Source organism: Phyllobacterium sp. SB3, from assembly GCF_040009165.1.
Classification (GTDB): Bacteria; Pseudomonadota; Alphaproteobacteria; order Rhizobiales; family Rhizobiaceae; genus Phyllobacterium.
On the sequence record NZ_JBDYKI010000003.1, the window covers coordinates 516,593 to 539,542 of the forward strand.

Annotated in this window: 24 protein-coding genes and 1 other RNA gene; 16 read left to right on the forward strand and 9 right to left on the reverse strand. The window is 52.6% G+C overall.

Going from position 1 to position 22,950, the window contains the following annotated elements; translation table 11 throughout:
• The first annotated feature begins 26 nt into the window (after positions 1-26).
• The gene (locus ABKW30_RS13660; RefSeq protein WP_348599468.1) at positions 27-1,235 is read left to right on the forward strand and encodes a multidrug effflux MFS transporter; all 1,209 of its coding nucleotides are present in this window, start codon (positions 27-29) and stop codon (positions 1,233-1,235) included.
• A 58-nt stretch (positions 1,236-1,293) separates the two neighbouring features.
• Here ABKW30_RS13660 and ABKW30_RS13665 read toward each other — a convergent pair whose 3' ends face one another.
• Both ABKW30_RS13665 and ssrA read right to left on the reverse strand, forming a co-directional pair.
• A complete protein-coding gene (locus ABKW30_RS13665) occupies positions 1,294-1,839 on the reverse strand; it encodes an AAA family ATPase (RefSeq protein WP_348599469.1) in 546 nt (181 codons plus the stop codon).
• Positions 1,840-2,036: 197 nt separating this feature from the next.
• Positions 2,037-2,395, reverse strand: a transfer-messenger RNA (tmRNA) gene (gene ssrA, locus ABKW30_RS13670).
• 231 nt (positions 2,396-2,626) lie between these two features.
• On the opposite strand from ssrA, the gene ABKW30_RS13675 reads away from it, so the two are divergent.
• Both ABKW30_RS13675 and ABKW30_RS13680 read left to right on the forward strand, forming a co-directional pair.
• A complete protein-coding gene (locus tag ABKW30_RS13675) occupies positions 2,627-3,532 on the forward strand; it encodes a S1C family serine protease (protein WP_348599470.1) in 906 nt (301 codons plus the stop codon).
• 5 nt (positions 3,533-3,537) lie between these two features.
• Complete coding sequence (locus ABKW30_RS13680; protein WP_348599471.1) at positions 3,538-4,179, forward strand: alpha/beta family hydrolase; 642 nt, start codon at positions 3,538-3,540, stop codon at positions 4,177-4,179.
• On the opposite strand, the gene ABKW30_RS13685 is transcribed toward ABKW30_RS13680, so the two are convergent.
• Positions 4,168-4,668: a ribonuclease H gene (locus ABKW30_RS13685; protein WP_348599472.1), complete on the reverse strand. Its 501-nt coding sequence runs from the start codon at positions 4,666-4,668 to the stop codon at positions 4,168-4,170. The genes ABKW30_RS13680 and ABKW30_RS13685 overlap by 12 nt on opposite strands.
• Before the next feature lie 144 nt (positions 4,669-4,812).
• Here ABKW30_RS13685 and ABKW30_RS13690 point away from each other — a divergent pair, with 144 nt between their 5' ends.
• The gene (locus ABKW30_RS13690; RefSeq protein WP_348599473.1) at positions 4,813-5,400 is read left to right on the forward strand and encodes a protein-tyrosine-phosphatase; all 588 of its coding nucleotides are present in this window, start codon (positions 4,813-4,815) and stop codon (positions 5,398-5,400) included.
• A gap of 35 nt (positions 5,401-5,435) precedes the next feature.
• Here the strand turns inward: ABKW30_RS13690 and ABKW30_RS13695 are convergent, their stop codons facing one another.
• From ABKW30_RS13695 to ABKW30_RS13710, 4 genes are all read right to left on the reverse strand, one after another.
• Positions 5,436-5,741 carry an antibiotic biosynthesis monooxygenase gene (locus ABKW30_RS13695; protein WP_348599474.1) on the reverse strand — a complete coding sequence of 102 codons (306 nt, stop codon included), beginning with the start codon at positions 5,739-5,741 and terminating at the stop codon, positions 5,436-5,438.
• 28 nt (positions 5,742-5,769) lie between these two features.
• Positions 5,770-6,759 carry a zinc-dependent alcohol dehydrogenase family protein gene (locus ABKW30_RS13700; RefSeq protein ID WP_348599475.1) on the reverse strand — a complete coding sequence of 330 codons (990 nt, stop codon included), beginning with the start codon at positions 6,757-6,759 and terminating at the stop codon, positions 5,770-5,772.
• 61 nt (positions 6,760-6,820) lie between these two features.
• A complete protein-coding gene (locus ABKW30_RS13705; protein ID WP_348599476.1) occupies positions 6,821-7,123 on the reverse strand; it encodes a metalloregulator ArsR/SmtB family transcription factor in 303 nt (100 codons plus the stop codon).
• Between the two features lie 274 nt (positions 7,124-7,397).
• Positions 7,398-7,604 carry a hypothetical protein gene (locus tag ABKW30_RS13710; protein ID WP_008123664.1) on the reverse strand — a complete coding sequence of 69 codons (207 nt, stop codon included), beginning with the start codon at positions 7,602-7,604 and terminating at the stop codon, positions 7,398-7,400.
• Positions 7,605-8,087: 483 nt separating this feature from the next.
• Between ABKW30_RS13710 and ABKW30_RS13715 the strand changes: the two genes are divergently transcribed.
• From ABKW30_RS13715 to ABKW30_RS13750, 8 genes are all read left to right on the forward strand, one after another.
• On the forward strand, positions 8,088-8,399 hold the full coding sequence (locus tag ABKW30_RS13715) for a DUF2853 family protein (RefSeq protein ID WP_348599477.1): 312 nt from the start codon (positions 8,088-8,090) through the stop codon (positions 8,397-8,399).
• Between the two features lie 114 nt (positions 8,400-8,513).
• Positions 8,514-9,308 (forward strand): thymidylate synthase, encoded by a 795-nt coding sequence (locus tag ABKW30_RS13720; RefSeq protein WP_348599478.1) that lies wholly within the window; start codon positions 8,514-8,516, stop codon positions 9,306-9,308.
• A gap of 88 nt (positions 9,309-9,396) precedes the next feature.
• Complete coding sequence (locus ABKW30_RS13725; RefSeq protein WP_348599479.1) at positions 9,397-10,743, forward strand: LLM class flavin-dependent oxidoreductase; 1,347 nt, start codon at positions 9,397-9,399, stop codon at positions 10,741-10,743.
• A gap of 85 nt (positions 10,744-10,828) precedes the next feature.
• Positions 10,829-11,332, forward strand: a complete 504-nt coding sequence (locus ABKW30_RS13730) for a dihydrofolate reductase (RefSeq protein ID WP_348599480.1) — start codon at positions 10,829-10,831, stop codon at positions 11,330-11,332.
• Between the two features lie 189 nt (positions 11,333-11,521).
• Positions 11,522-12,628 carry an FtsH protease activity modulator HflK gene (hflK, locus tag ABKW30_RS13735; RefSeq protein ID WP_348599481.1) on the forward strand — a complete coding sequence of 369 codons (1,107 nt, stop codon included), beginning with the start codon at positions 11,522-11,524 and terminating at the stop codon, positions 12,626-12,628.
• A complete protein-coding gene (locus tag ABKW30_RS13740; protein WP_348599482.1) occupies positions 12,628-13,572 on the forward strand; it encodes a protease modulator HflC in 945 nt (314 codons plus the stop codon). Before hflK ends, ABKW30_RS13740 begins: the two co-directional genes overlap by 1 nt.
• Before the next feature lie 15 nt (positions 13,573-13,587).
• Positions 13,588-13,773 carry a DUF2065 family protein gene (locus tag ABKW30_RS13745; protein ID WP_348599483.1) on the forward strand — a complete coding sequence of 62 codons (186 nt, stop codon included), beginning with the start codon at positions 13,588-13,590 and terminating at the stop codon, positions 13,771-13,773.
• Between the two features lie 332 nt (positions 13,774-14,105).
• Positions 14,106-15,653: a DegQ family serine endoprotease gene (locus ABKW30_RS13750; protein WP_348599484.1), complete on the forward strand. Its 1,548-nt coding sequence runs from the start codon at positions 14,106-14,108 to the stop codon at positions 15,651-15,653.
• A gap of 167 nt (positions 15,654-15,820) precedes the next feature.
• On the opposite strand, the gene serB is transcribed toward ABKW30_RS13750, so the two are convergent.
• Complete coding sequence (serB, locus tag ABKW30_RS13755; RefSeq protein ID WP_348599485.1) at positions 15,821-16,708, reverse strand: phosphoserine phosphatase SerB; 888 nt, start codon at positions 16,706-16,708, stop codon at positions 15,821-15,823.
• 14 nt (positions 16,709-16,722) lie between these two features.
• Between serB and miaA the strand changes: the two genes are divergently transcribed.
• Positions 16,723-17,616, forward strand: coding sequence for a tRNA (adenosine(37)-N6)-dimethylallyltransferase MiaA (miaA, locus tag ABKW30_RS13760; protein ID WP_348599486.1), 894 nt, complete (start codon positions 16,723-16,725; stop codon positions 17,614-17,616).
• Between the two features lie 4 nt (positions 17,617-17,620).
• On the opposite strand, the gene ABKW30_RS13765 is transcribed toward miaA, so the two are convergent.
• On the reverse strand, positions 17,621-19,489 hold the full coding sequence (locus tag ABKW30_RS13765) for a DUF87 domain-containing protein (RefSeq protein ID WP_348599488.1): 1,869 nt from the start codon (positions 19,487-19,489) through the stop codon (positions 17,621-17,623).
• A 351-nt stretch (positions 19,490-19,840) separates the two neighbouring features.
• On the opposite strand from ABKW30_RS13765, the gene ABKW30_RS13770 reads away from it, so the two are divergent.
• From ABKW30_RS13770 to ABKW30_RS13780, 3 genes are all read left to right on the forward strand, one after another.
• Entirely contained in the window at positions 19,841-21,643 is a 1,803-nt protein-coding gene (locus tag ABKW30_RS13770; RefSeq protein WP_348599489.1) for an acetolactate synthase 3 large subunit, read from the forward strand.
• Between the two features lie 17 nt (positions 21,644-21,660).
• Positions 21,661-22,233, forward strand: a complete 573-nt coding sequence (gene ilvN, locus ABKW30_RS13775; RefSeq protein ID WP_348599490.1) for an acetolactate synthase small subunit — start codon at positions 21,661-21,663, stop codon at positions 22,231-22,233.
• Between the two features lie 116 nt (positions 22,234-22,349).
• A complete protein-coding gene (locus ABKW30_RS13780) occupies positions 22,350-22,943 on the forward strand; it encodes a LysE family translocator (RefSeq protein ID WP_348599491.1) in 594 nt (197 codons plus the stop codon).
• The last annotated feature ends 7 nt before the right edge of the window (positions 22,944-22,950 follow it).

Below are 22,950 nucleotides of genomic sequence, written 5' to 3' on the forward strand. Positions count from 1 at the left end.
CCGCGATTGCGTGAAAGAGCATCATCATGAAGTCGTCCTTCCTTCGTTATGCAATCATTTTAGGGCTGTTGTCGGCCATCGGTCCTTTTGCGATCGACATGTATCTTCCTGCTCTGCCTTTCATCGGTGCTGATCTGGCAGCCGGTGAAAACGCGGTGCAGATGAGCCTTCTCGCCTTCTTCCTGTCTTTTGCGCTGTTTCAGATCGTTTACGGTCCGCTGTCGGATATGTGGGGGCGCAAGCTGCCGCTTTATCTCGGTATCGGCTTGTTTACGGTAGCAAGTATCGGTTGTGCGGTAGCAACGAATGTTGAAACACTGATAGCCTTCCGCTTTTTGCAGGGCATTGGCGGTGCGGCCGGCATGGTTATTCCGCGCGCTGTCGTGCGTGATATGCATACAGGTGTTCAGGCAGCGCGCCTTATGTCGCTGCTGATGCTGGTATTCAGCATTTCGCCGATCCTTGCGCCTTTGACAGGTAGCGCCGTTATCCACTTCTTCGGATGGCGCGGTGTGTTCTGGGCTGTGATGATCGCTGCCCTCATAGGTCTGGTTCTGCTGTCAACGCAGTTGGAAGAAACCCGTCCGAAGGAAGCGCGCGCGGAAAGTGGATTGCGCAGCGCACTCAAGGCCTATGGCACATTGCTGCGTGACCGCAATTTCCTGACGCTGACTTTCATCGGCGGATTCGGTTTGGCGAGCTTCCTTGTCTATCTTGCCAATTCGCCATTCGTGCTTATCGATCACTATGGTTTGACGCCGACGCAGTACAGCATCGCCTTCTCAATCAATGCCGTTTCATTCTTCACCGTGTCACAGCTGACCGGTTGGCTTGGCAGCCGCTTTGGGCTGCTGCACGTCATGCGCATGGCGGTAACGGGATTTGGTTTGTCACTTGCCGCAATGGTCGTGCTTATGAGTGCGGGCTTCGATCAGTTCCCGGTTTTGGCGGTGTTTCTCTTTATCGGCTATGGCTTTCTTGGCCTTGTCCTGCCGACAACAGGCGTCTTGGCTCTAGAAGAGCACGGCGAGATTGCAGGTTCTGCCTCTGCACTGATGGGCACATTGCAGTTCGTCATTTCGATCATCGCCATGGGTCTTGCATCGCTGTTCTTCACTGGTGGTCCCGTACCGATGGCGGCGGGTATTGGCGCCTGTGCGGTGGTGGCACTTGCAATCACGCAACTTACGATCGGTCGCCGCCGTCCCGTTGAAGTCGGTGCTGCTGCCGAATAAAATCTGATCCTCCATCAGATGTGCAAGGAAGAGGCCCGGATTTAATTCCGGGCCTTCTTTATTCCAGATGTTCCAGAATGAAGTCGCCGCGCTTTTCCGGCGTCAATCTAGGAACTTCGATAAGATCATAACCATAATCATCATACGCCTTTACCATCGCATGGTAAGTTTGTGCTGCTTCATCCAACGTCTGTTTTCGCTCAGTATCCTGCTCAAAGATTTCTTCCCAAGGTGGCAGGATGAAGACCAGCGGGTTATAGCGGTAATGATCTGCAGCGGCGCTCATGTGGCTCGGCACAGAGATATTTGATAGGCGTAGATATCCTGTAATATCGGGCACGCCGCGGTCGAAGAAAACGATGCCTTCATTTTCGCGGGCCATTTCGTAAGAGCGCAATTCCCATGAAAGCATCAGCTCGGCAAAAAGAGCGGGATCGTTCCAGGGTAGTGCGGGCCCTTCAATGCTCACGTGCTGTTGAATAATTCCACGCCCGGCCTCGACGGACGACGTATAGCCGCGTCGATTAAGTTCATTGATGATGGTGGTTTTGCCTGATCCGGGACCACCGGTGAGGACAACAAATCTTTCATTTAATATGCGCATGGATAGCTCCTGCCGACACTGGTGCCAGCGTCATGAGTTTACGGACAGCAGACGAAGTACGTCGCCTTATTGGGAAAATTTCAGGGGAGAGTGGGGGAGAAGGGAGTAGCAACTGCTACTGCAAACGAAGCTGACAGCGAGAAGCGCAGCTCACGAAGGCACCGCTGCGGTAGCTTGTATCGTGAATGTGCTGGGAAAGTGGAGGTTTCTGTTGCCAGGTACCTCCGAACCCCGCCTAGAAGTGCGAACCCCTAGGACTTGATTTGAAGCTATCGCACTGCATTAAGCAGCGAGACGTGCTTCCGCATAGTTGTCGTTTGCAACTACTGAGTTAGCCCGATAACGGTGGTACAATGCCGGGCAAAAGTTCGATCTTTACACCCTTGTCGATCCTATTTCGCCCCCGCCACAAGGCAGCGATAACCTGCTGCATTGTGGTGGAGGCGCCGGGTACCGCCCCCGGGTCCAAAAGGCTTATTTCATCGTCCGTTTATCACCATAGCCGTCTTGCGACGGCAGGGGGAACATAAGCATTCGGTACTTCGAAATCAACTACCACATTGCCGTTAAATGCGCTCATTACAGTTTACACCTAAGCGCTACGGGTTTGATCTGAATAACATTTCCGGGAGCGGCAGCCTGATGCCATGCCGTCTGGCTACCGCTTATTATAAAGGTGGCTACCTAATATAATCGGGTTATGTTCTTATAAACACGGCTGCCCTTGTGCCTACTGGACCGACTTCATACCTATTAGAGGAATATCCTCGCAGTTGGATGGATTGCCATGATGACAAATACACTTTCACAATCTGTCGTAGCAGTTCGATCTGTTATCCCGGATGATGCGTTTACCGCGCCTGCGCTCGGGACAATCAGAGAGGGCAGCGGGGTGGTTATCCGCGAAGATGGCCTGCTGCTGACAATAGGCTACCTGATCACAGAGGCCGAAGAAATTTGGCTGACCCGCCATGACGGGCACGTGGTGCCCGGACACGCGCTCGCTTACGATCAGGAAACCGGGTTCGGGCTTGTCATGCCAATGGCCCCGCTTGAACTTCCTCCAGTGAAATTTGGCGATGCGGACGCGGCGTCAGTTGGTAGTCCCGTAACGTTGATTGACGGACTGGGGAAATCTGTGCGGTCAAATATTGTCGCAAAGCAGGAATTTGCCGGATATTGGGAATATCTGCTGGACGAAGCGATCTTCATTGCGCCCGCCCATCCTTCTTGGGGCGGCGCTGCGCTGTTCGATGCTGAAGGAAAACTCCTTGGTATCGGCTCTTTGCATCTGCAAATGATGATGAATGGCGATCGCACCAACATAAATATGGTCGTTCCGATCAATATATTGCTGCCCATCCTCGACGATTTGCTTACCCGGGGGAAAGTCAACAAGCAACCGCGCCCATGGCTTGGGGCTTTCTCGGCAGAGAGCGACGGCAAAGTCATGGTCATGAGCGTTGCGGATGTCGGCCCGGCTGCTCAGGCTGGCTTGCGCGAAGGTGATATCATCTCCGAAATTCAGGGTGGCGAAATCGATGGTTTGGCCGATTTCTACCGGAAAGTCTGGAAGAGTGGCCCGGCCGGATCAGAAATACCCGTCAGGGTTCTCCGCAATGGACGCGAAGCATGGTTGCGCATAAAAACTGCTGATCGTGACAGCTTTCTCAGAAAGCCTCATTTGCAGTAGCTTTGATGAAACCAGTTTTTCTTTTTGATGACCACAACAACGCTGACAAGACAGTGTTGTTGGCTCACGGTGCCGGTGCTCCGATGGACTCGGTTTCAATGACAGCACTTGCATTTTCGCTGGCATCATCCGGCTTTCGGGTAGCAAGGTTCGAGTTTAATTACATGGCGGGCAGGAGGACTTCAGCCGGACGAAAGCCACCACCTCGTGCCGAAAGCCTCGTTCCCGAATATCTTGCTGCGATAGAGGCACTTGATGCGCCAGGGCCGTTGTTCATAGGTGGCAAGTCCATGGGTGGTCGGGTCGCCAGCATGGTTGCTGATGATCTTCACGCATCCGGTAAAATCGCAGGGCTTTTGTGCCTTGGATATCCATTTCATCCAATTGGTAAACCGGAGCAATTGCGTATTGCGCATCTTGCGGAGATGAAGACACCGGCACTCATAGTCCAAGGCAGTCGCGATCAGTTTGGTAATCAGGCCGAGGTCGCGGAATATAAGCTCTCTGACAAAATCGAAATTCTCTGGCTTGAGGATGGAGATCACGATTTCAGACCGCGCAAAAACGTGTCCGGTCTCGTTGCGGCAGATCATTTGAAAACCTTGGCAGCACACGCTGCGACATGGGCAGACAGGCTACTTCGATAGCTGCGCATGAGCTATGGATTTGCATCCATGATCCGCCAGATCATCGGCGCGTTCGTTGCCCGTAATACCGGCATGGCCCTTGCACCACAGTATTTTGATTGGCGGATTCCGGCATAGCCGGGTGTCGATCTCCTTCCAGATTTCCATGTTGGTGATAGTCCGGCGCCGAGCATTCGGGTTTGGATCAATTTTCTTCCAACCGTTGGCCTTCCAAATCGGCAGCCAGTCGTTGCAGCCCATAACTGCATAGAACGAGTCAGACCATATAACGGGATTCTCTCCCGCAACATTTGAATCGATCCAAATGATGGCTCTCAGGAGTGCGGCCGCTTCCATCGCATTATTCGAAGTATTTGCTGTCCCGCCGAAGTCTGAAGCGATTTCCGCTCCATCGCGATAGACGACAAATGCCCATCCGCCTCGTCGTGAAACGGGATCGAAACATCCATCTGCGAATATGTGTAGTCCATGATTGGCCGTATCGCTCATGGGCTACAAATGGCTCAATGCTCTTGGTTCGTCCACTATTATCCGCAGGCATTCTGGCCTGCTCCAAACTATTGATACGGGTAGCGATTGCGGCTTTGTTATCCTATAAGCAGGCCGTACAATTACAGGAAAAGCGGTCAGGTCATGCAGTCACTTAGAATATCCACTCTCACAATATGCGGCATTGATGAATTACCGGGGCAGGGAACGCGCGGCGTCAGCCATGTGCTTTCAATCCTGGACCCGAATTGGCCGGAGCTGGAAGCTTTTCTGTCCTATGGTGCTCATGACCGCACGATCCTGCAATTTCACGACATTATCGACGCCGCACCGGACCGTATTATGCCGCAGCCGGAGCACGTAACGCAGATACTGGATTTCGGGTCGCGTCTGCTTCAATCAGCGAAGGATCGCGTTGAAGGGCATCTGCTTGTTCATTGCCATATGGGTATTTCCCGTTCGACCGCCGCCATGCTGACGCTGATGACGCAGGCCACTCCGGATGCAACGGAAGAGCAACTCTTTGCAAGATTGCGGGAAATACGGCCACAGGCCTGGCCGAACTCGCTCATGGTTGGCTATGCCGATGAACAGCTCAACCGCAAGGGCAGGCTTGTTGCCGAATTGCAGCGTCATTATGCATTGCAGCTCAAGCGCGACACCATGTTCGAAGAACTGATGACACGCATTGGCCGGACGCGGGAACTGGAGATGGGCAGGTCCGCAGCCTGACTATCGCTCCTGACGGCTGGAACGCTTGGGCCGGATCAACATTCAGCAAAAAAGCTGCTCCCCTCAATATGATAAACCCTCGGTTCCTCCGAAAAATACTCCTGTAAGCCCATCATGAACATGCGATGGTCTTCACTCACTTCGAAGCCCGGCGTGTGGTCCTCGAGTGACCGCCATCGCACGATCAGGTGGAATAGTTCTGGTGTTTCAATCCCTTGCGCGAGGAAGTGACCGCAATAACCCTCTGCGCGGCTAAGCAACGGAGCGACTTCGGCGAATGCACCTCTGAACGTTTCAATTTTCTCTCTGTGAACCGGGAGTTGAGCGATTTCATAAATCATGGCGTTCCTTTAAAGTGAGTTGAAGCGATTATGAGCTTGCACGCGTAGTGTCAGCCGACGGTGCCACTGCAATGGCGACTTTCCCCCGGATACCGTTGTTCGGGGTCTCAAGCCGCGCATGGGCTTGAGAGAGGTCAGCGAGCGCATAGACAGCGCCAACATGTGGCCGTAGCTGACCGCGCTCGACCAACGTGGTCAGCTCATCAAGCTTGCCGCGGTTCTGTCTCGTGAACACGAAGTGATAACTGGCGTTCTTACCCCACGCTTCAATGAGGTTCTGTGGCTGTGCGATGTCCACGATCGAGACAACGCGGCCAAGTTGCGCGAGCACGTTCGGGCTGCTGGACAATGTGTCGTCACCGATGGTGTCGAACACGACATCGACCCCGCGACCATCCGTTTCGCGCATGATGGCGCCGACAACGTCTTCTTTCTTGTAGTCGATGACGACATCCGCACCAACACTTCGTGCGAATTCGAAGTTTTCTTCGCGTACGGTCGTGAATACCTTCGCACCGATTGCTTTCGCGACCTGGATCGCCACATGACCGACCCCTCCGGCGCCGCCGTGGATCAGAATACTTTCTCCCACTCTCAAAGCCGCACGCAACACAAGGGCCTCCCAAGTCGTCCCACCAACCAGGCTTAGGCTTGCTGCTTCGAGATGGCTCAAAGTGCGAGGTTTTCTTCCGATAATGTTTTCCTTCGCAACGTGGTATTCGGCATAACTTCCCGGCCCGTCAAAAATTTGCGGGGTGTACCAGACTTCGTCCCCTGGAGAGAACGTAGTCACACCCGGCCCGACCGCTTCGACAACGCCAGATACGTCGTGTCCGGTAATAGCCGGTAGTTGTACCAAGTCGGAATAATCGCCACGTCGGACCTGGTAATCCAACGGATTGATGGAGGTTGCATGGACCTGGACCAGGACTTCTCCAGCGTGCGGAACAGGCTTTGGTACTTCGGTAAGCTCGAACGCTTCCGGGCCACCAAATGAGTTAAGTGTCATGGCTTTCATTGCGCATCCTCATTTCGGTAAAAAGAAATATCGTGAATTATCGATATTATCTGGTAAAAAATTACAGTTCTTTGCCTATGATCCCGGCAAGAGCACTGATTGTTGCTTCGTTCCGTTTATAGTAGGTCCACTGACCAATACGCCTGACTTCGACCAAACCTGCCCGTTGCAGAGTTGCAAGATAATCCGACACCGTCGACTGCGACAGCCCGACGCCCTCTTGAATGCTGCTGACGCAGACTCCTACCTTTAGAACGTCACCTTCATCCTGTGGAGGGAAGTTCCTCGCGGGGTCCTTCAAACCTTTCAAGATTTCCAGGCGGGTACGGTTTGACAGGGCTTTGAATATTTCGAGCAAGTCCATAAACGAATAATATCGAGATATACCGATATGTCAATGCAATAAACAAGGGCCATGCCTGCGGCTTTGGTAACGGATACGGTGAAGACTGTTAATGCGCCTAAGGCACCACGTTGGAATCGTCGCGATTGGAAGACCGGATGCACGAGATCGGATCGGGCTCATGTTCAAAGAGAAGGGCAACGCCACCTCGAATCAGTCAGCAGACCCGGTCATAGTCAGCTCCAATCGCCTTGATGGTGGCTTCGTTCAATCCTGAATGTCGATCCGACCCAGATCACTCGGGAACAAGGCCGTCAAATACCTCCAGCATGGCATCGGCGATTGCCTTGCCAAGCGCTGCACCGGACTCTTTCAGCCCCGCTTCATCCATGTCCCGCGCGGCCAGCGCAAGTGCTGATCCCTCAAGCCGAACGATCTCCTGCGCCCGTTCAATTGCCCATAAGGCAAAATCACTCCGCGTTGTAATCTCGACAGTGTCCATGCTGATATCCTTTCCTGATAGATCGGGCATTGGATTACATGAGTGGCGGCCGGAAAACAAAGATTGGATTGACTTGAAGGTAATGCTGGGGAATGTTTCACTCTGTCTAGCGTGGACATTGGCGAGGCAGGTTACTGCATTTTGCCATGTCTTCATTGTCAGGGAGGTTGCAATGCCACGCATTGGACCTAGAGCAAGTTTTGTTTATATAGAGTCATTCTGCCGGAGAGAATTCGTGGACAAGGTCGAGGGATTTAGGGAGGCCGATGTTTATCCATCGGACGAGACTAAAGCCCGATGGAGTTGGCCCGAATTTACCCGGCCCTTAGGGTTTCCGGTTGACGGCCAACCACTTTGTCAGGCAGCTTCGTCCGATGGATAAACATCGACCTCGCTACCTTCCGCGTGGATTGTCTCGTCATCCGTGAAACAGAATTGGCTCTATATATACAAAATTTGCTCTAACAATCAGGGGATTTTTACATGAGTGACTATCTAACCGATGTTCGTCATTACGATGCTGCGGCAGACGAAGCTATAGTGGCAAAAATCGTCAAACACCTTGGAATTGCCCTTCGCAACCGGGATTCTTCGCTGGTTTCATGCTCTGACCCTGAAGAATTGGCGCGCGTTCGTACCAATTGGGTGGAAAAAAAGCTTGGCCTGACAGATGCTGCCAAAGCTGATGCTGCCATTGAGGCAGTCTGCGCGACAATGAAAGAAGACCGCACCAAGAGCCGCGTTACCTTTTATTATCTGACAGCGAAATCGCTTGGAGCGCTGGGTAGCCTCTGATCCCGTCATTCCGATAACAAAAGTCCCGTTTATCGCGGGGCTTTTTGTTTTTCAGCACTGTGGATCACGCACAAGTTTTACTGCTTCGTTACCAGAATCTGTTAAAGAGGAACGATGCGCACTTATCTCGACCTTCTACAGCACGTACTGGACAATGGCACTGACCGTGGCGACCGCACAGGTACAGGCACACGTTCGGTTTTCGGCTACCAGATGCGATTCGATCTGGCGGCAGGCTTTCCTGTTCTCACGACGAAGAAGCTGCACCTCAAATCCATCATTCACGAGTTGCTGTGGTTCCTGAACGGCGACACCAATGTCGCTTATCTGCGGGAAAACGGTGTAACGATCTGGGATGAATGGGCCGATGAGAATGGCGATCTCGGGCCGGTATATGGTTATCAATGGCGCTCATGGCCGACACCGGATGGCGGGCATATCGACCAGATTGCCGGATTGCTCAATGCTATACGCACCAATCCGAATTCGAGGCGGCTGATCGTTTCCGCCTGGAATCCTGCGCTCGTCGATGAGATGGCCCTGCCGCCCTGTCATTGCCTGTTCCAGTTTTATGTCTCTGACGGCAAGCTATCCTGCCAGCTTTATCAGCGTTCGGCGGATATTTTTCTTGGTGTGCCTTTCAACATCGCGTCCTATGCATTGCTGACCATGATGATTGCGCAGGTGACAGGTTTGCAGCCGGGTGATTTTGTTCATACGCTGGGCGATGCGCATCTTTACGCGAACCATTTCGAGCAGGCGCGATTGCAGCTTGCCCGCAAGCCGGGACCGTTGCCGATCATGCAGATCAATCCTGAGGTGACTGATCTATTCGCCTTCAAATATGATGATTTCCGGCTTGTCGATTATGTAGCCGAACCCGGCATCAAGGCACCCATCGCTGTCTGACCGGTTTTCGCCGCCTCTGGGTCGGTAGACGCACAGTTTTATTTGTTGCGATTACATCTCCAGCGAAACAGATAAGGAAACAGTTGGCATGTTGCGTCAACAGATGATTTTAGCTGCCTTCTTTCTCAATCCTCAAGGCGATCATCGTCTGGCATGGCGGCACCCGCGAGCGCCTGATCGGGAGTTTCTTGGTCTGGATTATTATCGCCGGCTGGCGGAAGCGGCAGAGCGTGCCAAGCTGGATGCAATCTTTATTGCTGATCACCTTGGCATTTGGGACGGTTACGGCAGCGGGCTTGCACATTATGCAAACCCCCGCCTTGAGCCTTTATCGCTGGTGTCCGCGCTTTCGGCTGTTACCAGGGACATTGGTTTCATGGTTACGGCATCGAGTTCCTACAATGAGCCGTTTAACACGGCGAGGCTGTTTGCCTCTATTGATCACGTAAGCAATGGTCGAATTGGCTGGAATGTCGTGACATCGGCATTGGAGGAGGAAGCTGCGAATTTCGGGCGCGATAGCAATATCGATCATGCGCAACGCTATGAACGGGCAGCAGAGTTCCTCGATGTTGCCAAGGCATTATGGGACAGTTGGGATGACGATGCGCTCGTCATCGATAAAACCTCCGGTCTCTTTGCTCACCGCGAGCGTATCCATTATCTCAATCACCATGGAAAGCACTTCAAGGTAAAAGGCCCGCTCAACGTGCCGCGCCCGCCGCAAGGCCATCCTGTGATCGTTCAGGCCGGATCTTCCGACGCCGGCAAAAACCTTGCCGCTCAACATGCCGATGTGCATTTTGCTGTCCTTCGCAGTGAGGCGGAAGGTTTGGCTTATCGTGCGGATATGAATGGCCGCCTGGCAAAGTATGACCGAGCGCCGGAAAGCTTCAAACTCCTGCCCGGAATCCTTCCGATAGTCGCCGAATCTGCATCCGAGGCACAGGAAAAGCACGAAATTCTTGAGACGCTGATGCTTGATGAGGTTGCGATTGATCTTCTTTCAAGTTGGGCCGGGCTTGATCTGTCTGTCTATCCGCCTGACGGTCCTATACCGTCTTTGCCTGATGAAGGCACATTCAATGGCTGGCGCACCTGGCTTGCTCTCGTGAAAGATGATGCCAACAAGGGCCTGACGATAAGGCAGCTCGCACGCAAGATCGCAAACACAGGTTCTGTTCCGCTTGTTGCGGGAACTGCAACGCAAGTTGCCGATCAGATGGAAGCGTGGTTTGTCTCCGGAGCGGCTGATGGATACAATCTGATGTTTCCACTGCTTCCTGAAGACTGGTTGAATTTCATGGATAAGGTGGTTCCGGAATTGCAGAGACGTGGGCTGTTCAGGGCGGAGTACGAGCCGGGCACGCTACGTGACCGTCTGGGGCTGGCACGTCCGGAAAATTCCTTCGCACGCAGGACTGGTGACGACTGATCGTTTGAAGCCTGTTCTTTGTTTTTTATTTCGCTCTGCTGGAGTGAGATCTCGAAATACTCCTTATGAAAAGGAACAAGTTTGAATGATCAGCTTTGTGGTTGCTATTGCGCAGAATGGCGTTATCGGCCGGGACAATGACCTACCGTGGCGTCTGTCGTCGGACCTGAAGCGGTTCAAGGCCGTTACCATGGGCAAACCTATCATTATGGGTCGCAAGACATGGGATTCTTTGGGCAAGCCACTGCCGGGGCGTACCAATATTGTCATTACCCGCGATCCTGCGTTCGGTGTAGATGGTGTGGTTTCTGCCCGCTCGCTTGATGAGGCACTGCTCATTGCGGGTAGTCATGCAGCTGCTGATCAAGCTGACGAAATCTGTATAATAGGTGGTGGTGAGATCTTCCGTCAGAGCCTTGGTCGCGCCGACAGGCTTTATGTGACATGGGTGCTGGCGAATATCGAAGGTGACGTTCATTTCCCCGACATCGACCCTGCAATTTGGTCAGAAATGTCCAGCGAAGAATACCCTGCTGGCGAAAAAGATAATTATCCGACACGCTATGTTGTCTACGAACGACGCCATTAACCTTGTTCACGAGACTTATATTATGAAAATATTGTGATAACCGGCGATAATTGTTTGGTTTTTCAGCAAAAGGCTTAGAAAAACGGCGGCGTGCGTTGAAAGCGAACCCCGCCATCCCTATAAACGGGTTATTAGACTTGCGAGGGGTAGCCACAGGGTGGTGATTTTCGTTCAAATTAAGAGGTAGGAATGCCCTGGAGTAATCAGAACGGTGGCGGCGGCCCTTGGGGTGGCGGCGGTAATAATAATGGCGGCGGTGGAGGCCCATGGGGTCAAAAACCGCAAGGTGGTGGTGGAGGCAAGACACCTCCCGACCTTGAAGATATTTTCCGTCGCGGTCAGGATCGTCTGCGGCAAGCCATTCCCGGTGGCAGTGGTGGTAGCCCCGCAATCTGGGGGCTGATCGGACTTGCGGTCGTAGCTTTCTGGGTTTTTCAGTCGGTTTATACTGTTCAGCCTGATGAACGCGCTGTTGAACTGCGCTTCGGCAAGCCCAAGACAGACATTTCCGAACCAGGCCTGCATTTCCACTTCTGGCCAATCGAATCCTACGAAAAGGTCGAGATTGTCGAAAAGCAGAAGAATATCGGTGGTCAGGGTACACGCGGAGCCAAGGAAGGCTTGATGCTTTCGGGTGACCAGAACATCGTTGATGTTCAGTTCTCTGTGCTTTATCGCGTTTCCGATCCTGTTTCTTATCTGTTCAAGGTCGAGAATCCGGAAAATCTGGTGCAGCAGGTTTCCGAGAGCGCCATGCGCGAAATCGTCGGTCGCAGCCCTGCCCAAGACATTTTCCGTGATAACCGTGCAGGCATCGCCAATGACGTACGCGCCATTATCCAGAAGACGCTTGATGAATATGGCGCTGGTGTCGCTATCAACGCACTGTCAATCGAAGACGCAGCACCACCGCGCGAAGTTGCCGATGCGTTTGATGAAGTGCAGCGTGCCGAGCAGGACGAAGACCGCTTCGTTGAAGAGTCCAACCAGTATTCCAACCAGAAGCTGGGTCAGGCTCGCGGTGAGGGCGCGCAGATTCGAGAAGATGCTGCCGCTTACAAAAACCGTATCGTTCAGGAAGCCGAAGGTGAGGCGCAGCGCTTCACCTCTGTTTACGACCAATATGTGAAAGCGCCGGAAGTTACCCGCAAGCGTCTTTTCCTGGAAACCATGGAGCGTGTGCTGAAAGATTCTACCAAGGTGATCGTTGATCAGAACGGGCAGGGCGTTGTGCCTTATCTGCCATTGCCGGAACTGAACAAGCAAGCGAAGCAAGCAACTGGAGGGGCACAGTAATGAACCAGAATCGCCTCCCAGTTTTTGTTGGACTGATCGTTTTCATCGGGCTGCTTGCCTATGCATCAATCTTCGTTGTACGTGCCGGCCAGCAGGCTATCGTCTTGCGCTTCGGTGAAATCGTCAATGTGGAATCGGAACCCGGCATTTACTTCAAGCTGCCTTTCGGCTTTCTTGAAGCCGACAATGTCCAGATGATCGAGGACCGCGTGCTTAGCTTTGAACTGGATAACATCCGTGTTCAGGTTTCCGGCGGTAAGTTCTATGAAGTCGATGCGTTTCTCGTTTATCGCATTACCGATCCTCGTAAATTCCGTCAGACTGTTTCGGGTGACGTAACGTTGGCGGAAGCCCGTTTGCGCACACGTCTCGATGCTGCCTTGCGCGGTGTTTATGGTTTGCGCGGCTTTGAAGCAGCTTTGTCGGATGAACGTGCAGGTATGATGCGTGAAGTGCGCGAGCAACTGCGTCCGGATTCTGAGTCCCTTGGATTGCAGATTACGGATGTGCGTATTCGCCGTACCGATCTTACACAGGAAGTTTCACAACAGACCTTTGATCGCATGAAGGCCGAACGTCTTGCTGAAGCTGAACGTCTGCGTGCCCGTGGCCGTGAAGCAGCCCAGCGAATCAAGGCTATTGCTGATCGTCAGGTTGTCGAGATCGTCGCCGAAGCCCGCAAGGAATCGGAAATCGCCCGCGGTCAGGGTGAAGGCGAACGCAGCCGTATCTTTGCCGATGTGTTTTCCAAGGACCCGGACTTCTTCGCGTTCTACCGGTCCATGTCTGCCTATGGCACGGCACTGGAGAATTCAGGAACAACGATGGTGCTTTCACCAAATTCCGAATTCTTCCGCTATTTCCAGGATGCCGGTGGAACATTGCCTCCGGTTAGCGGTGCAACACCGCCTGCGCCTGCCGCAACAACGCCCGCCCCACAATAGGGGCGGGACTTTCGTATGACCGATTTTCTGGATGCTGTAGGGCTGTTCCTCGTTTTTGAGGGACTGCTCTACGGCTGTTTCCCGATTGTAGCCAAAAAGGTTGCCCGCGATGTGAGCGAGCAGCCCGATGGTTTTCTGCGTGTTGCCGGCGTTGCGTCTGTTGCAATTGGCGTAGCAGTGATCTGGCTCGTTCGCGGATAAGAGTTGCGTGACAGGGCTGTCGTCGCTTTGCAGCATGCAATCATCAAAACTTGAGTTGAACTCTGTCGAAATAAAAGCTGAAATAGCGAGAGCAAGTTTTTGTTTATATACAGCCATTCTGTCGGAGGGAATTCGGGCCAAATCCATCGGTCTTTGGTTTCGCCCGATGGGTAAACATCGGCCTCGCTACCTTCCGCGCGGATTGTCTCATCATCCGTGAAACAGAATTGGCTTTATATAAACAAAATTTGCTCTACTCGGCCATACTTTCGACCATAGTGATGGTTCTGCTGGCTCAAAATATTCCGACCTTATCGAAAAGGCCTGTTGTCATGGTTTCCAGCACCGCTCGCACTGCTCTTCGTTCTGCTACAGCTGCAATTGCATTGACGGCTTTGACAGCCACCGGGTTTGCCCCGGCGCTGATTGCGCCAGCCAAGGCTCAGACGCAGGCACCGGCTGTTCCCAACAGTGCGCAGCCACGAGCACAAGGACCGGCTTCTGTAGCCGACCTTGCTGAAGGATTGCTTGGCGCTGTTGTGAACATCTCCACCTCGCAGACCGTCAAGGGACAGGATGGTGATTCAGGCCCTATCCCCATGCCGAAAGTTCCGGATGGCTCGCCATTCCAGGAATTTTTCAATGACTATTTCGGCAAGCAGAAGCCGGGCGAAAATAACCCATCACGGCAGGTGCAGTCACTGGGTTCGGGTTTTGTAGTTGATGCCGTCGAGGGCATTATCGTCACCAACAACCATGTGATTGCCGACGCAGACGAAATTGAAGTCAATTTCAGCGATGGTTCCAAGCTGAAGGCAGAATTGGTTGGCAAGGATACAAAGACCGATCTTGCCGTTCTCAAGGTTGATCCGAAAAAGCATAAGCTTGTTGCCGTCAAGTTTGGCGATTCCTCAAAAACGCGTATCGGCGATTGGGTCATGGCAATCGGCAACCCATTCGGTTTCGGCGGTACTGTAACGGTAGGCATTGTTTCGGCGCGCAACCGCGACATCAATTCCGGCCCCTATGACAGTTTCATCCAGACTGATGCTGCTATCAATCGCGGCAATTCCGGTGGTCCGCTGTTTGACATGTACGGTCAGGTTATCGGCATCAATACTGCCATTATCTCACCGACTGGTGGCTCAATTGGTATCGGCTTTGCCATCCCCGCCGAACTTGCATCGGGCGTGATCGCTCAGCTGCGCGAATTTGGTGAAACGCGTCGCGGCTGGCTCGGTGTGCGCATTCAGCCTGTGACCGATGACATTGCGGAAAGTCTTGGCATGACCACCAGCAAGGGTGCGCTGGTTGCCGGCATTATCGATGGTGGGCCGGTAGCGAACGGCTCTATTCTGGCTGGCGATGTGATTATCCGTTTCGATGGCAAAGAGGTCGGGACTGTCAAAGACCTGCCGCGTGTCGTCGCTGAAAGTCCGGTTGGCAAGGAAGTGGATGTCGTCGTCGTCCGCAAGGGCAAGGAGCAGACTGTGAAGGTCACGCTTGGCCGCCTAGAGGACAGCGAACAAACCGCAAAAAAACCTGCTGACGCGGATCAGGACGAAGACGGAGCGATTCAGGGCGTCGATGTTCTAGGCATGACCCTCGGCACCTTGGATGAAGATACCCGCAAGTCGTTCGGTATCTCCAAAGAAGTCGAAGGTGTGCTGGTGACGGAAGTTCAGGACGATTCGGTTGCAGGAAACAAGCGGATACAAGCTGGAGATGTAATCGTCGACATCGCGCAGGAAACGGTTTCAACTCCGGAAGATGTAGCGGCACGTATCGAAAAATTGCGTGATGAGGGTCGCAAGAATGCACTTTTGATGTTGGCATCAAAAACCGGCGAGTTGCGATTTGTAACTTTGCAAATGGATTGATTGACCTGAAATCTGCTTGGCGAAATAAAAGGGCAATCTCGAAGACAATTTCGGAAAGCTCAGCCCGTTATCCGTAGAAATTAATCAAGGTTCCAGAAAAACAGACGAAAATGCGAGCATTTTCGCTATCTAAGCGTGTAAAATGGTTGTGGGGAGGCGAGTTTCGTTCAGATAACGAAATCTGTCTTCCTGTAGCCCTGGATATAGAGAAGGGCGGTCAGATCACCATGATCGATACGCACCTTGGCCTGTTCTGCAACCACTGGCTTTGCGTGTAGAGCGACTCCTGTGCCCGCTAGTTGCAGCATGCCGAGATCGTTTGCTCCGTCTCCGACAGCCATTGCTTCCTCGGGAGCAAGGCCGAAACGTTCACAGATACTGCTCAAGGCAGCGACTTTCGCAGCACGGCCAAGAATAGGTTCCTTGACTTCGCCCGTAAGCGTTTTTCCGTTATCTATCAATATGTTGGCGCTGTTTTCATTGAAGCCGATCATTTCGGCAATGCGCTGTGTAAACACTGTAAAACCACCGGACACCAATGCCGTGTAAGCACCGTGTTTCTTCATTGTCCGGACCAGTTCCGGACCTCCGGGCATCAAGGTGATGCGGCTGGCGATCACTTTGTCGATGACCGAATAGGGTAGACCCTTCAGCAATGCAACGCGCTCGCGAAGTGCAGGCTCGAACTCGATTTCACCATTCATTGCCCGTGCGGTGATTGCCGCGACCTTATCGCGCAAACCTGCTTCCTCTGCCAGTTCGTCAATGCATTCCTGCTGGATCATGGTGGAATCCATGTCCGCTATCAGAACTTTTTTTCGCCTAGTATCTTGATTTTGAATGATAATATCGATTGCTGCGCCATCGAGTGCTCTCGTTAGCACTGCTCTGACTTCATCAGGATTATCCGCGTCTTTAAGGGTGATGTCGCATGCGATTCCGTCGGCAAGCCAATAAAGACCTGTTGCATTGACTGCCGCCGAGGCTTTAATCCCCAGCGATGATGTTAGACTTGGCGCGGCAGGGTTTGCAATAAGCGTAGCCATCAGTGGCATGGGGCGATTTCCATTTGGGCAGTGATTTGATGAGACAGATAATCCTGATAGCCGGACCGACGGCCAGCGGCAAGTCGGCGCTTGCGCTTCGTTTGGCCGAGCAAACCGGGGGCGTGATTATCAACACGGATTCCATGCAGGTTTATAACGTGCTGGAATACCTGACTGCGCGCCCCGGCAAAGAAGAGCTGGAGCGTGTTCCGCACTACCTTTATGGGCATGTGGCACCTTCCGTGGCCTATTCCACGGGCCGCTGGTTTGCGGATGTTGAAGATATATTGAATCGGCCTGAACTTATTGAAAAGACTTTGATTTTTGCTGGTGGGACAGGGCTTTATTTCCGGGCGCTCCTCGGTGGTCTTTCGATCATGCCGCCAATTCCGGATGATGTCCGCGCATTTTGGCGCAAGCAGGATACGGAGTTGGGAGCCGAAAAGCTCCATGAGATTTTAGCGGCGAAAGATTCTCTGGCTGCCGCGTCCCTACGTCCTACTGACAGCCAGAGAATTGTACGGGCGCTTGAAGTTTTCGATGCTTCGGGCCGCTCCATTGTCGAATGGCAAAAGGAAACCGGGCGGGCACTGATCGAGCCGGCCAGCGCGAAGAAAATCGTCATCGAGCCAGACCGTCAGTGGCTGGGCGCGCGCATCGCCAAACGGTTCGAAGCAATGATGGGGGAGGGCGCGATTGAAGAGGTCAAGGCTCTGTTATCATTAGGCCTTTCGCATGAACTGCCAGCCATGCGCGCGATAGGAGTCAAGGAAATAACTGAGGTGCTGGCAGGCAAATCAAAGAGGGAGGAGGCCGTTGAACTGGCAACAATCGCAACACGTCAATATGCCAAACGCCAGATGACGTGGTTTCGCAACCAGCTTGGTGATGATTGGGAAAGACTGCCGTATCCCTGATCTGTCAGGTTTTGTCGTTGCGAAAGCTCCGTATCAGATCACTGGCGCGGAAGCCCTCAACCGTGGCTTGGCTTTGATCAGGCTGTGGTTGGGAAGATGGTGTACTGCGCCATTGAATCTTCTCCGGTAAACGCTCCGCTGACGGTTGCGGTTTCGGCATTGTAGCTGGCGAACTTGCAGTTTCGAATGGCAAGCTGGCGTCATCTTTTACAGTGCTTTCTGCAACACTTAATTGGCGCATGCGCATCAAAACCATGTCCAGACTTAAGTGCTGATCACCGAGCCTTGCCAACTCCTGCTGCGTCACATGGGCAGCCGGAAGATCAGCTGGTGCAATCGTTTCAAAAACCATTCGCATAGGGGTGGGAACAGCTTCACCGAAAGCGATCGCTTCGCGGTTGGCAATGGATGACAGGAAGCCCACTGTGCTCTTTGAAGCGCCTGTGATCGCACCGCGAATGATTTCCTGATCCCGTTCATTACCAAGTCGCATGGCAAATACGGTGCTGCATTGTGACAGGATGGTGGAATCGAGTTCCCCCGGTCTCTGTGTAACAACTCCGAGGTAGACGCCGTATTTCCTGCCTTCCTTTGCAATCCGGGCTATTGCCTGTCTTGTCGGCCAGAAGCCCGCATCGGCATTGGCTGGAATGTAGCGATGTGCTTCTTCGCATACGACCAACGTCTGCAAGCGTCCATCGCTGGATACAGCAAGGTCAAACGCCATGCGGCACAACACTGATGCAACAGAATTGACCACTTCAGACGGCAGGCCAGCCAACTGAAAAACACATATAGGCTTGTCGTTGATTGGCACGCGAAAGATGTGGCCAATCGTTTGCCGCATGGTGTCCATCGTCGTTGGCGCAGTAAACATAAAGCGATAGCGGGGGTCGGCGACAAGAGCCTGCAGGCGCTGCTTCAATGCTTTCATAACCGGTCTGTCAGTCTTGCCTTCAAGCTGGCCTATACGCTCATCGATCAATTTGATCAGATCGGCTATCCGATAGGGGACAGGTGTATCCGCCGTCATTGACGAATAGTCCCGGTCTTTTTTCAGAAGGGAAGGTGCTGTTGATAATTCCCCGTTTGCAAAGCGTTCTTTCGCCAAGGGGATCAAATCCCGCAATGCGTCTACTTCGCCGGGTATAACCGGTCTTCCACGGAAAACAGCTTCGGCAAATTCCTCCAACCTGAACAGCCAGTACGGAAGATCAAATGTATTGTGATCTATAGAAATCGCATGTTTGGGAAATGCGCTGGCAAACTCGTTGTGCGGATCAAGTATCAAAACACGCAAGTCAGGACGCTGACTGATGATTTTGCGCAGAAGCAGCGATACCGCGCTGGATTTTCCGACACCTGTACTTCCAAGAACTGCAAAGTGGCGGGTAATCAAACTTTCAATGGAAATGAGCGCGGGAATCGATGCGTTTTGCGACAGGTGTCCTATCGAGACTGCATTCGCAAGGCTGGCTGTATAAATCGTCGCCAGATCCGTCGCGCGAATACGGTGTGCGATTGCACCCATGTGGGGATAATTGGCGACGCCCGAAGAGAATGTTAGTTTTTCGTTTGCACCGACATTTACCTGTCCGACAAGTTCGACATGCACATGAACATCCTGATCGACTCCTGATACCCATCGCGTTTCCGGCAGATCAACCTTGAAGATAAGTCCGACGACCCGGGCTTTGTCGACCTGAATGGAGATGAGTTGCCCTATGGTCCAGTAGTCGTCAGACGCGTTTATCGACGGACCGGTCTGGCCATAGATGATGGCCGTTTCACCGTTGCATTCAATCACATGCCCATCAGTTCTATTACGAACAAATGGCCTCGGTTCTTCGGCAGACATGGCTTCAGCGCTCATCGGCTGTTTCATTCCCAAGGTTGATTGCCCGTCGGATGACAGAGCGCCAGTTTGGCATTTTGCACGCAAGGAATTGAAAATACCTTAGCGTCCATGCGATTGAATGCTTTGATTGCACTCATTTGCATTTTGCCGTTGACGGATTGAAATCGCTAAATTATCGTCCGCGACCATGAAAACAGTTCTTATTGTCGTGGGACCGCGTATGGGCAGGGTGTTGTAAGCACCCGGCGAAAGCTCCCATGCGCGAAACACAGGCTCCCTCGGGGGCCTTTTTTATTTTCTACATCTCAGCTAAACGAAAGCACCTTCTGGAAGGCTACAGGCCGCAGAATAGACGGGAAGAGACCGATGACCGCAGATAAACAGGACAGCAGTAAAACTTCGCAACGACGTGAAATGACCGGCGCCGAAATGGTTGTACAGGCCCTTATTGACCAAGGCGTGACAGATATTTTCGGATATCCCGGCGGTGCTGTGCTTCCGATCTATGATGAACTCTTCCAGCAGGACAAGATTAATCACGTTCTGGTCCGGCATGAACAGGGCGCTGGTCATGCCGCCGAAGGCTATGCCCGTTCCACTGGTAAAGTCGGTGTCATGCTGGTGACTTCCGGTCCCGGTGCGACAAACGCTGTTACTCCCCTTCAAGATGCGCTGATGGATTCCATTCCGCTTGTTTGTATCAGCGGACAGGTTCCAACCAGCTTGATTGGCTCGGACGCCTTTCAAGAGTGCGATACAGTTGGCATCACCCGCCCTTGCACCAAGCATAATTGGCTGGTGAAGGATGTAAACGACCTCTCCCGGATATTGCATGAGGCATTCCACATCGCCCGCACGGGGCGTCCTGGTCCGGTTCTGGTCGATGTGCCTAAGGATGTTCAGTTTGCGACGGGCATCTACACACCACCTGAAACAAGCCCACGCACAAGTTATCGCCCGACCCTTCAAGCTGATCTCGAAGCTGTCAAACGCGCCGTCGCGCTGATGTTGACTGCGAAGCGCCCGGTAATTTATTCCGGCGGCGGCGTGATCAATTCCGGCGATGAGGCAAGCAAGTTGCTGCGTGAGTTGGTGCAATTGACCAACTTCCCGATCACATCGACATTGATGGGTCTTGGTGCTTATCCGGCTTCTGGCAAGAACTGGCTGGGAATGCTTGGCATGCACGGCACATACGAAGCCAATATGACCATGCATGATTGCGATGTCATGGTGAATATTGGCGCGCGTTTTGATGACCGTATTACCGGGCGTTTGAATGGATTTTCACCGAATTCGAAGAAGATCCACATCGATATCGATCCATCGTCGATCAACAAAGCCGTTCGTGTTGATATCCCGGTTATCGGTGATGTGGCCTCTGTGCTTGAAGATATGATTCGCTTGTTGCGCGCTTCGTCCACCAAACCCGATGCGAAAGCAATTGATGACTGGTGGTTGCAAATCGATAAATGGCGTAGTCGCAAGTCCTTATCCTATACGCGCAACAAAGACGTTATCATGCCGCAATATGCGCTTGAGCGTCTTTATGCTCTGACAAAGGATCACGACACCTACATCACGACGGAAGTCGGTCAGCACCAGATGTGGGCTGCACAATTCTATGGTTTTGAAAAGCCAAACCGCTGGATGACCTCTGGTGGGCTTGGTACCATGGGGTATGGTTTGCCCGCAGCACTAGGTGTGCAGATCGCCCATCCTGGCTCGCTGGTCATTGATATTGCTGGCGATGCCTCTGTTCAAATGACCATGCAGGAAATGAGCGCAGCGGTGCAGTATGAAGCGCCGATCAAAATCTTTATTCTGAACAACCAATATATGGGAATGGTCCGCCAATGGCAGCAATTGCTGCATGGCAATCGCTTGTCGCACTCCTATACGGAAGCATTGCCGGACTTTGTCAAACTGGCGGAAGCTTATGGTGGTCACGGTATTCGCTGTGAAAAGCCGGGCGATCTCGATGATGCCATTCAGGAAATGATTGATGTCAAAAAGCCCGTTCTCTTCGATTGCCGCGTGGCTAATCTGGCAAACTGCTTCCCTATGATCCCATCCGGCAAAGCGCACAATGAAATGCTTTTGCCAGATGAAGCTACTGATGAAGCCGTCGCCAATGCTATCGATGCCAAGGGCAGACAGCTCGTTTAAGAACCCGGAGAAATAGTATGAACGCTCAAAATCTAGCCTCCGGCTCGGCATATTTCATTGCCAAGGAGACTGAACTACCTGTCACGACAGTCCTGTCTGTTCTGGTTGATAATGAACCTGGTGTACTTGCACGCGTTATCGGGCTCTTTTCCGGCCGTGGTTACAACATCGAGAGTTTGACGGTTTCTGAAACTGAACATGAGCAGCATCTGTCGCGCATCACGATTGTGACGCGTGGCACACCGCATATTCTCGATCAGATACGTCATCAACTAGAGCGGATTGTGCCGGTGCATCGCGTAGTAGACTTATCGGTTCGTGCCGATGAGCTTGGTCAAGCTGGCCCAATTCAGCGTGAACTCGCCTTGGTGAAGGTTGCTGGCCTTGGCGACCATCGTAATGAAGCGTTGCGCCTTGCAGACGCCTTTCATGCAAAGGTTGCTGACGCGACAACCGAGCACTTTATCTTTGAGATCACGGGTAAAGGTTCCAAGATCGACCAGTTCATTGCGATCATGAAGCCACTCGGGCTTGTTGAGATTTGTCGGACTGGCGTGGCTGCGATGAACCGCGGCCCTTTGGGGATGTGATCTCTCCAAGCGCCAATTTTCTTCTTGTCAGGGCGGAATTGTATCCCTGACAAGTTCGATATTGAGCGGTTACGGTGCCAATCCTATCGTCGAATTTTCATTGGTTGGTTCTTTAGATGACGCTTGATGTCTTCCTGACACTTCTGCTCTTTGCCTTTGTAACCTCGGTAACACCGGGGCCGAATAATCTGATGCTGCTAACATCCGGTGTTAATTTCGGCTTTCGGCGCTCGATTCCGCACATGCTCGGTATTGGTTCTGGCTTCTTTACTTTGTTGATTGGTGTCGGCTCCGGGCTTGGTGCATTAATCGAAACTGTGCCCCTGCTTTATACGATCCTGAAGTTTGCTGGCGGGGCCTATCTTCTTTATCTTGCTTACAAAATTGCGATGTCACGATCAATCAGCAACGTTGATGACAAGGCACGTCCGATGACATTTCTGGAAGCTGCAGCTTTTCAATGGATCAACCCCAAAGCATGGGTGATGGCGGTTACTGCCATGGCTACCTACACTTCTGCCGATGCATATTTTACGACGATGTTTATCGTTGGGTTTGCGTTTGCGGTGGTCAATATACCTTCAGTGTCGAGTTGGGCAGCATTTGGTCAGATAATGCGCAACTGGCTTGCCGATCCGGTAAGGCTCAAATGGTTTAATATTACGATGGCTCTTCTCTTGGTCGCCAGCCTCTGGCCAATGTTGAAGTAGGCTTGCG

Bases quoted from the DNA above. Each gene is read 5' to 3' on its own strand.
- ABKW30_RS13770 (WP_348599489.1), top strand. From the start codon at position 19,841: ATGACCGCAGATAAACAGGACAGCAGTAAAACTTCGCAACGACGTGAA.
- ABKW30_RS13690 (WP_348599473.1), top strand. From the start codon at position 4,813: ATGCAGTCACTTAGAATATCCACTCTCACAATATGCGGCATTGATGAA.
- ABKW30_RS13665 (WP_348599469.1), bottom strand. From the start codon at position 1,839: ATGCGCATATTAAATGAAAGATTTGTTGTCCTCACCGGTGGTCCCGGA.
- ABKW30_RS13675 (WP_348599470.1), top strand. From the start codon at position 2,627: ATGATGACAAATACACTTTCACAATCTGTCGTAGCAGTTCGATCTGTT.
- ABKW30_RS13660 (WP_348599468.1), top strand. From the start codon at position 27: ATGAAGTCGTCCTTCCTTCGTTATGCAATCATTTTAGGGCTGTTGTCG.
- ABKW30_RS13710 (WP_008123664.1), bottom strand. From the start codon at position 7,604: ATGGACACTGTCGAGATTACAACGCGGAGTGATTTTGCCTTATGGGCA.
- ABKW30_RS13765 (WP_348599488.1), bottom strand. From the start codon at position 19,489: ATGAGCGCTGAAGCCATGTCTGCCGAAGAACCGAGGCCATTTGTTCGT.
- ABKW30_RS13680 (WP_348599471.1), top strand. From the start codon at position 3,538: ATGAAACCAGTTTTTCTTTTTGATGACCACAACAACGCTGACAAGACA.
- ABKW30_RS13730 (WP_348599480.1), top strand. From the start codon at position 10,829: ATGATCAGCTTTGTGGTTGCTATTGCGCAGAATGGCGTTATCGGCCGG.
- ABKW30_RS13750 (WP_348599484.1), top strand. From the start codon at position 14,106: ATGGTTTCCAGCACCGCTCGCACTGCTCTTCGTTCTGCTACAGCTGCA.
- ABKW30_RS13695 (WP_348599474.1), bottom strand. From the start codon at position 5,741: ATGATTTATGAAATCGCTCAACTCCCGGTTCACAGAGAGAAAATTGAA.
- serB (WP_348599485.1), bottom strand. From the start codon at position 16,708: ATGCCACTGATGGCTACGCTTATTGCAAACCCTGCCGCGCCAAGTCTA.
- ABKW30_RS13780 (WP_348599491.1), top strand. From the start codon at position 22,350: ATGACGCTTGATGTCTTCCTGACACTTCTGCTCTTTGCCTTTGTAACC.
- ilvN (WP_348599490.1), top strand. From the start codon at position 21,661: ATGAACGCTCAAAATCTAGCCTCCGGCTCGGCATATTTCATTGCCAAG.
- ABKW30_RS13720 (WP_348599478.1), top strand. From the start codon at position 8,514: ATGCGCACTTATCTCGACCTTCTACAGCACGTACTGGACAATGGCACT.
- ABKW30_RS13705 (WP_348599476.1), bottom strand. From the start codon at position 7,123: ATGGACTTGCTCGAAATATTCAAAGCCCTGTCAAACCGTACCCGCCTG.
- hflK (WP_348599481.1), top strand. From the start codon at position 11,522: ATGCCCTGGAGTAATCAGAACGGTGGCGGCGGCCCTTGGGGTGGCGGC.
- ABKW30_RS13725 (WP_348599479.1), top strand. From the start codon at position 9,397: ATGTTGCGTCAACAGATGATTTTAGCTGCCTTCTTTCTCAATCCTCAA.
- ABKW30_RS13685 (WP_348599472.1), bottom strand. From the start codon at position 4,668: ATGAGCGATACGGCCAATCATGGACTACACATATTCGCAGATGGATGT.
- ABKW30_RS13715 (WP_348599477.1), top strand. From the start codon at position 8,088: ATGAGTGACTATCTAACCGATGTTCGTCATTACGATGCTGCGGCAGAC.
- ABKW30_RS13700 (WP_348599475.1), bottom strand. From the start codon at position 6,759: ATGAAAGCCATGACACTTAACTCATTTGGTGGCCCGGAAGCGTTCGAG.
- ABKW30_RS13740 (WP_348599482.1), top strand. From the start codon at position 12,628: ATGAACCAGAATCGCCTCCCAGTTTTTGTTGGACTGATCGTTTTCATC.
- ABKW30_RS13745 (WP_348599483.1), top strand. From the start codon at position 13,588: ATGACCGATTTTCTGGATGCTGTAGGGCTGTTCCTCGTTTTTGAGGGA.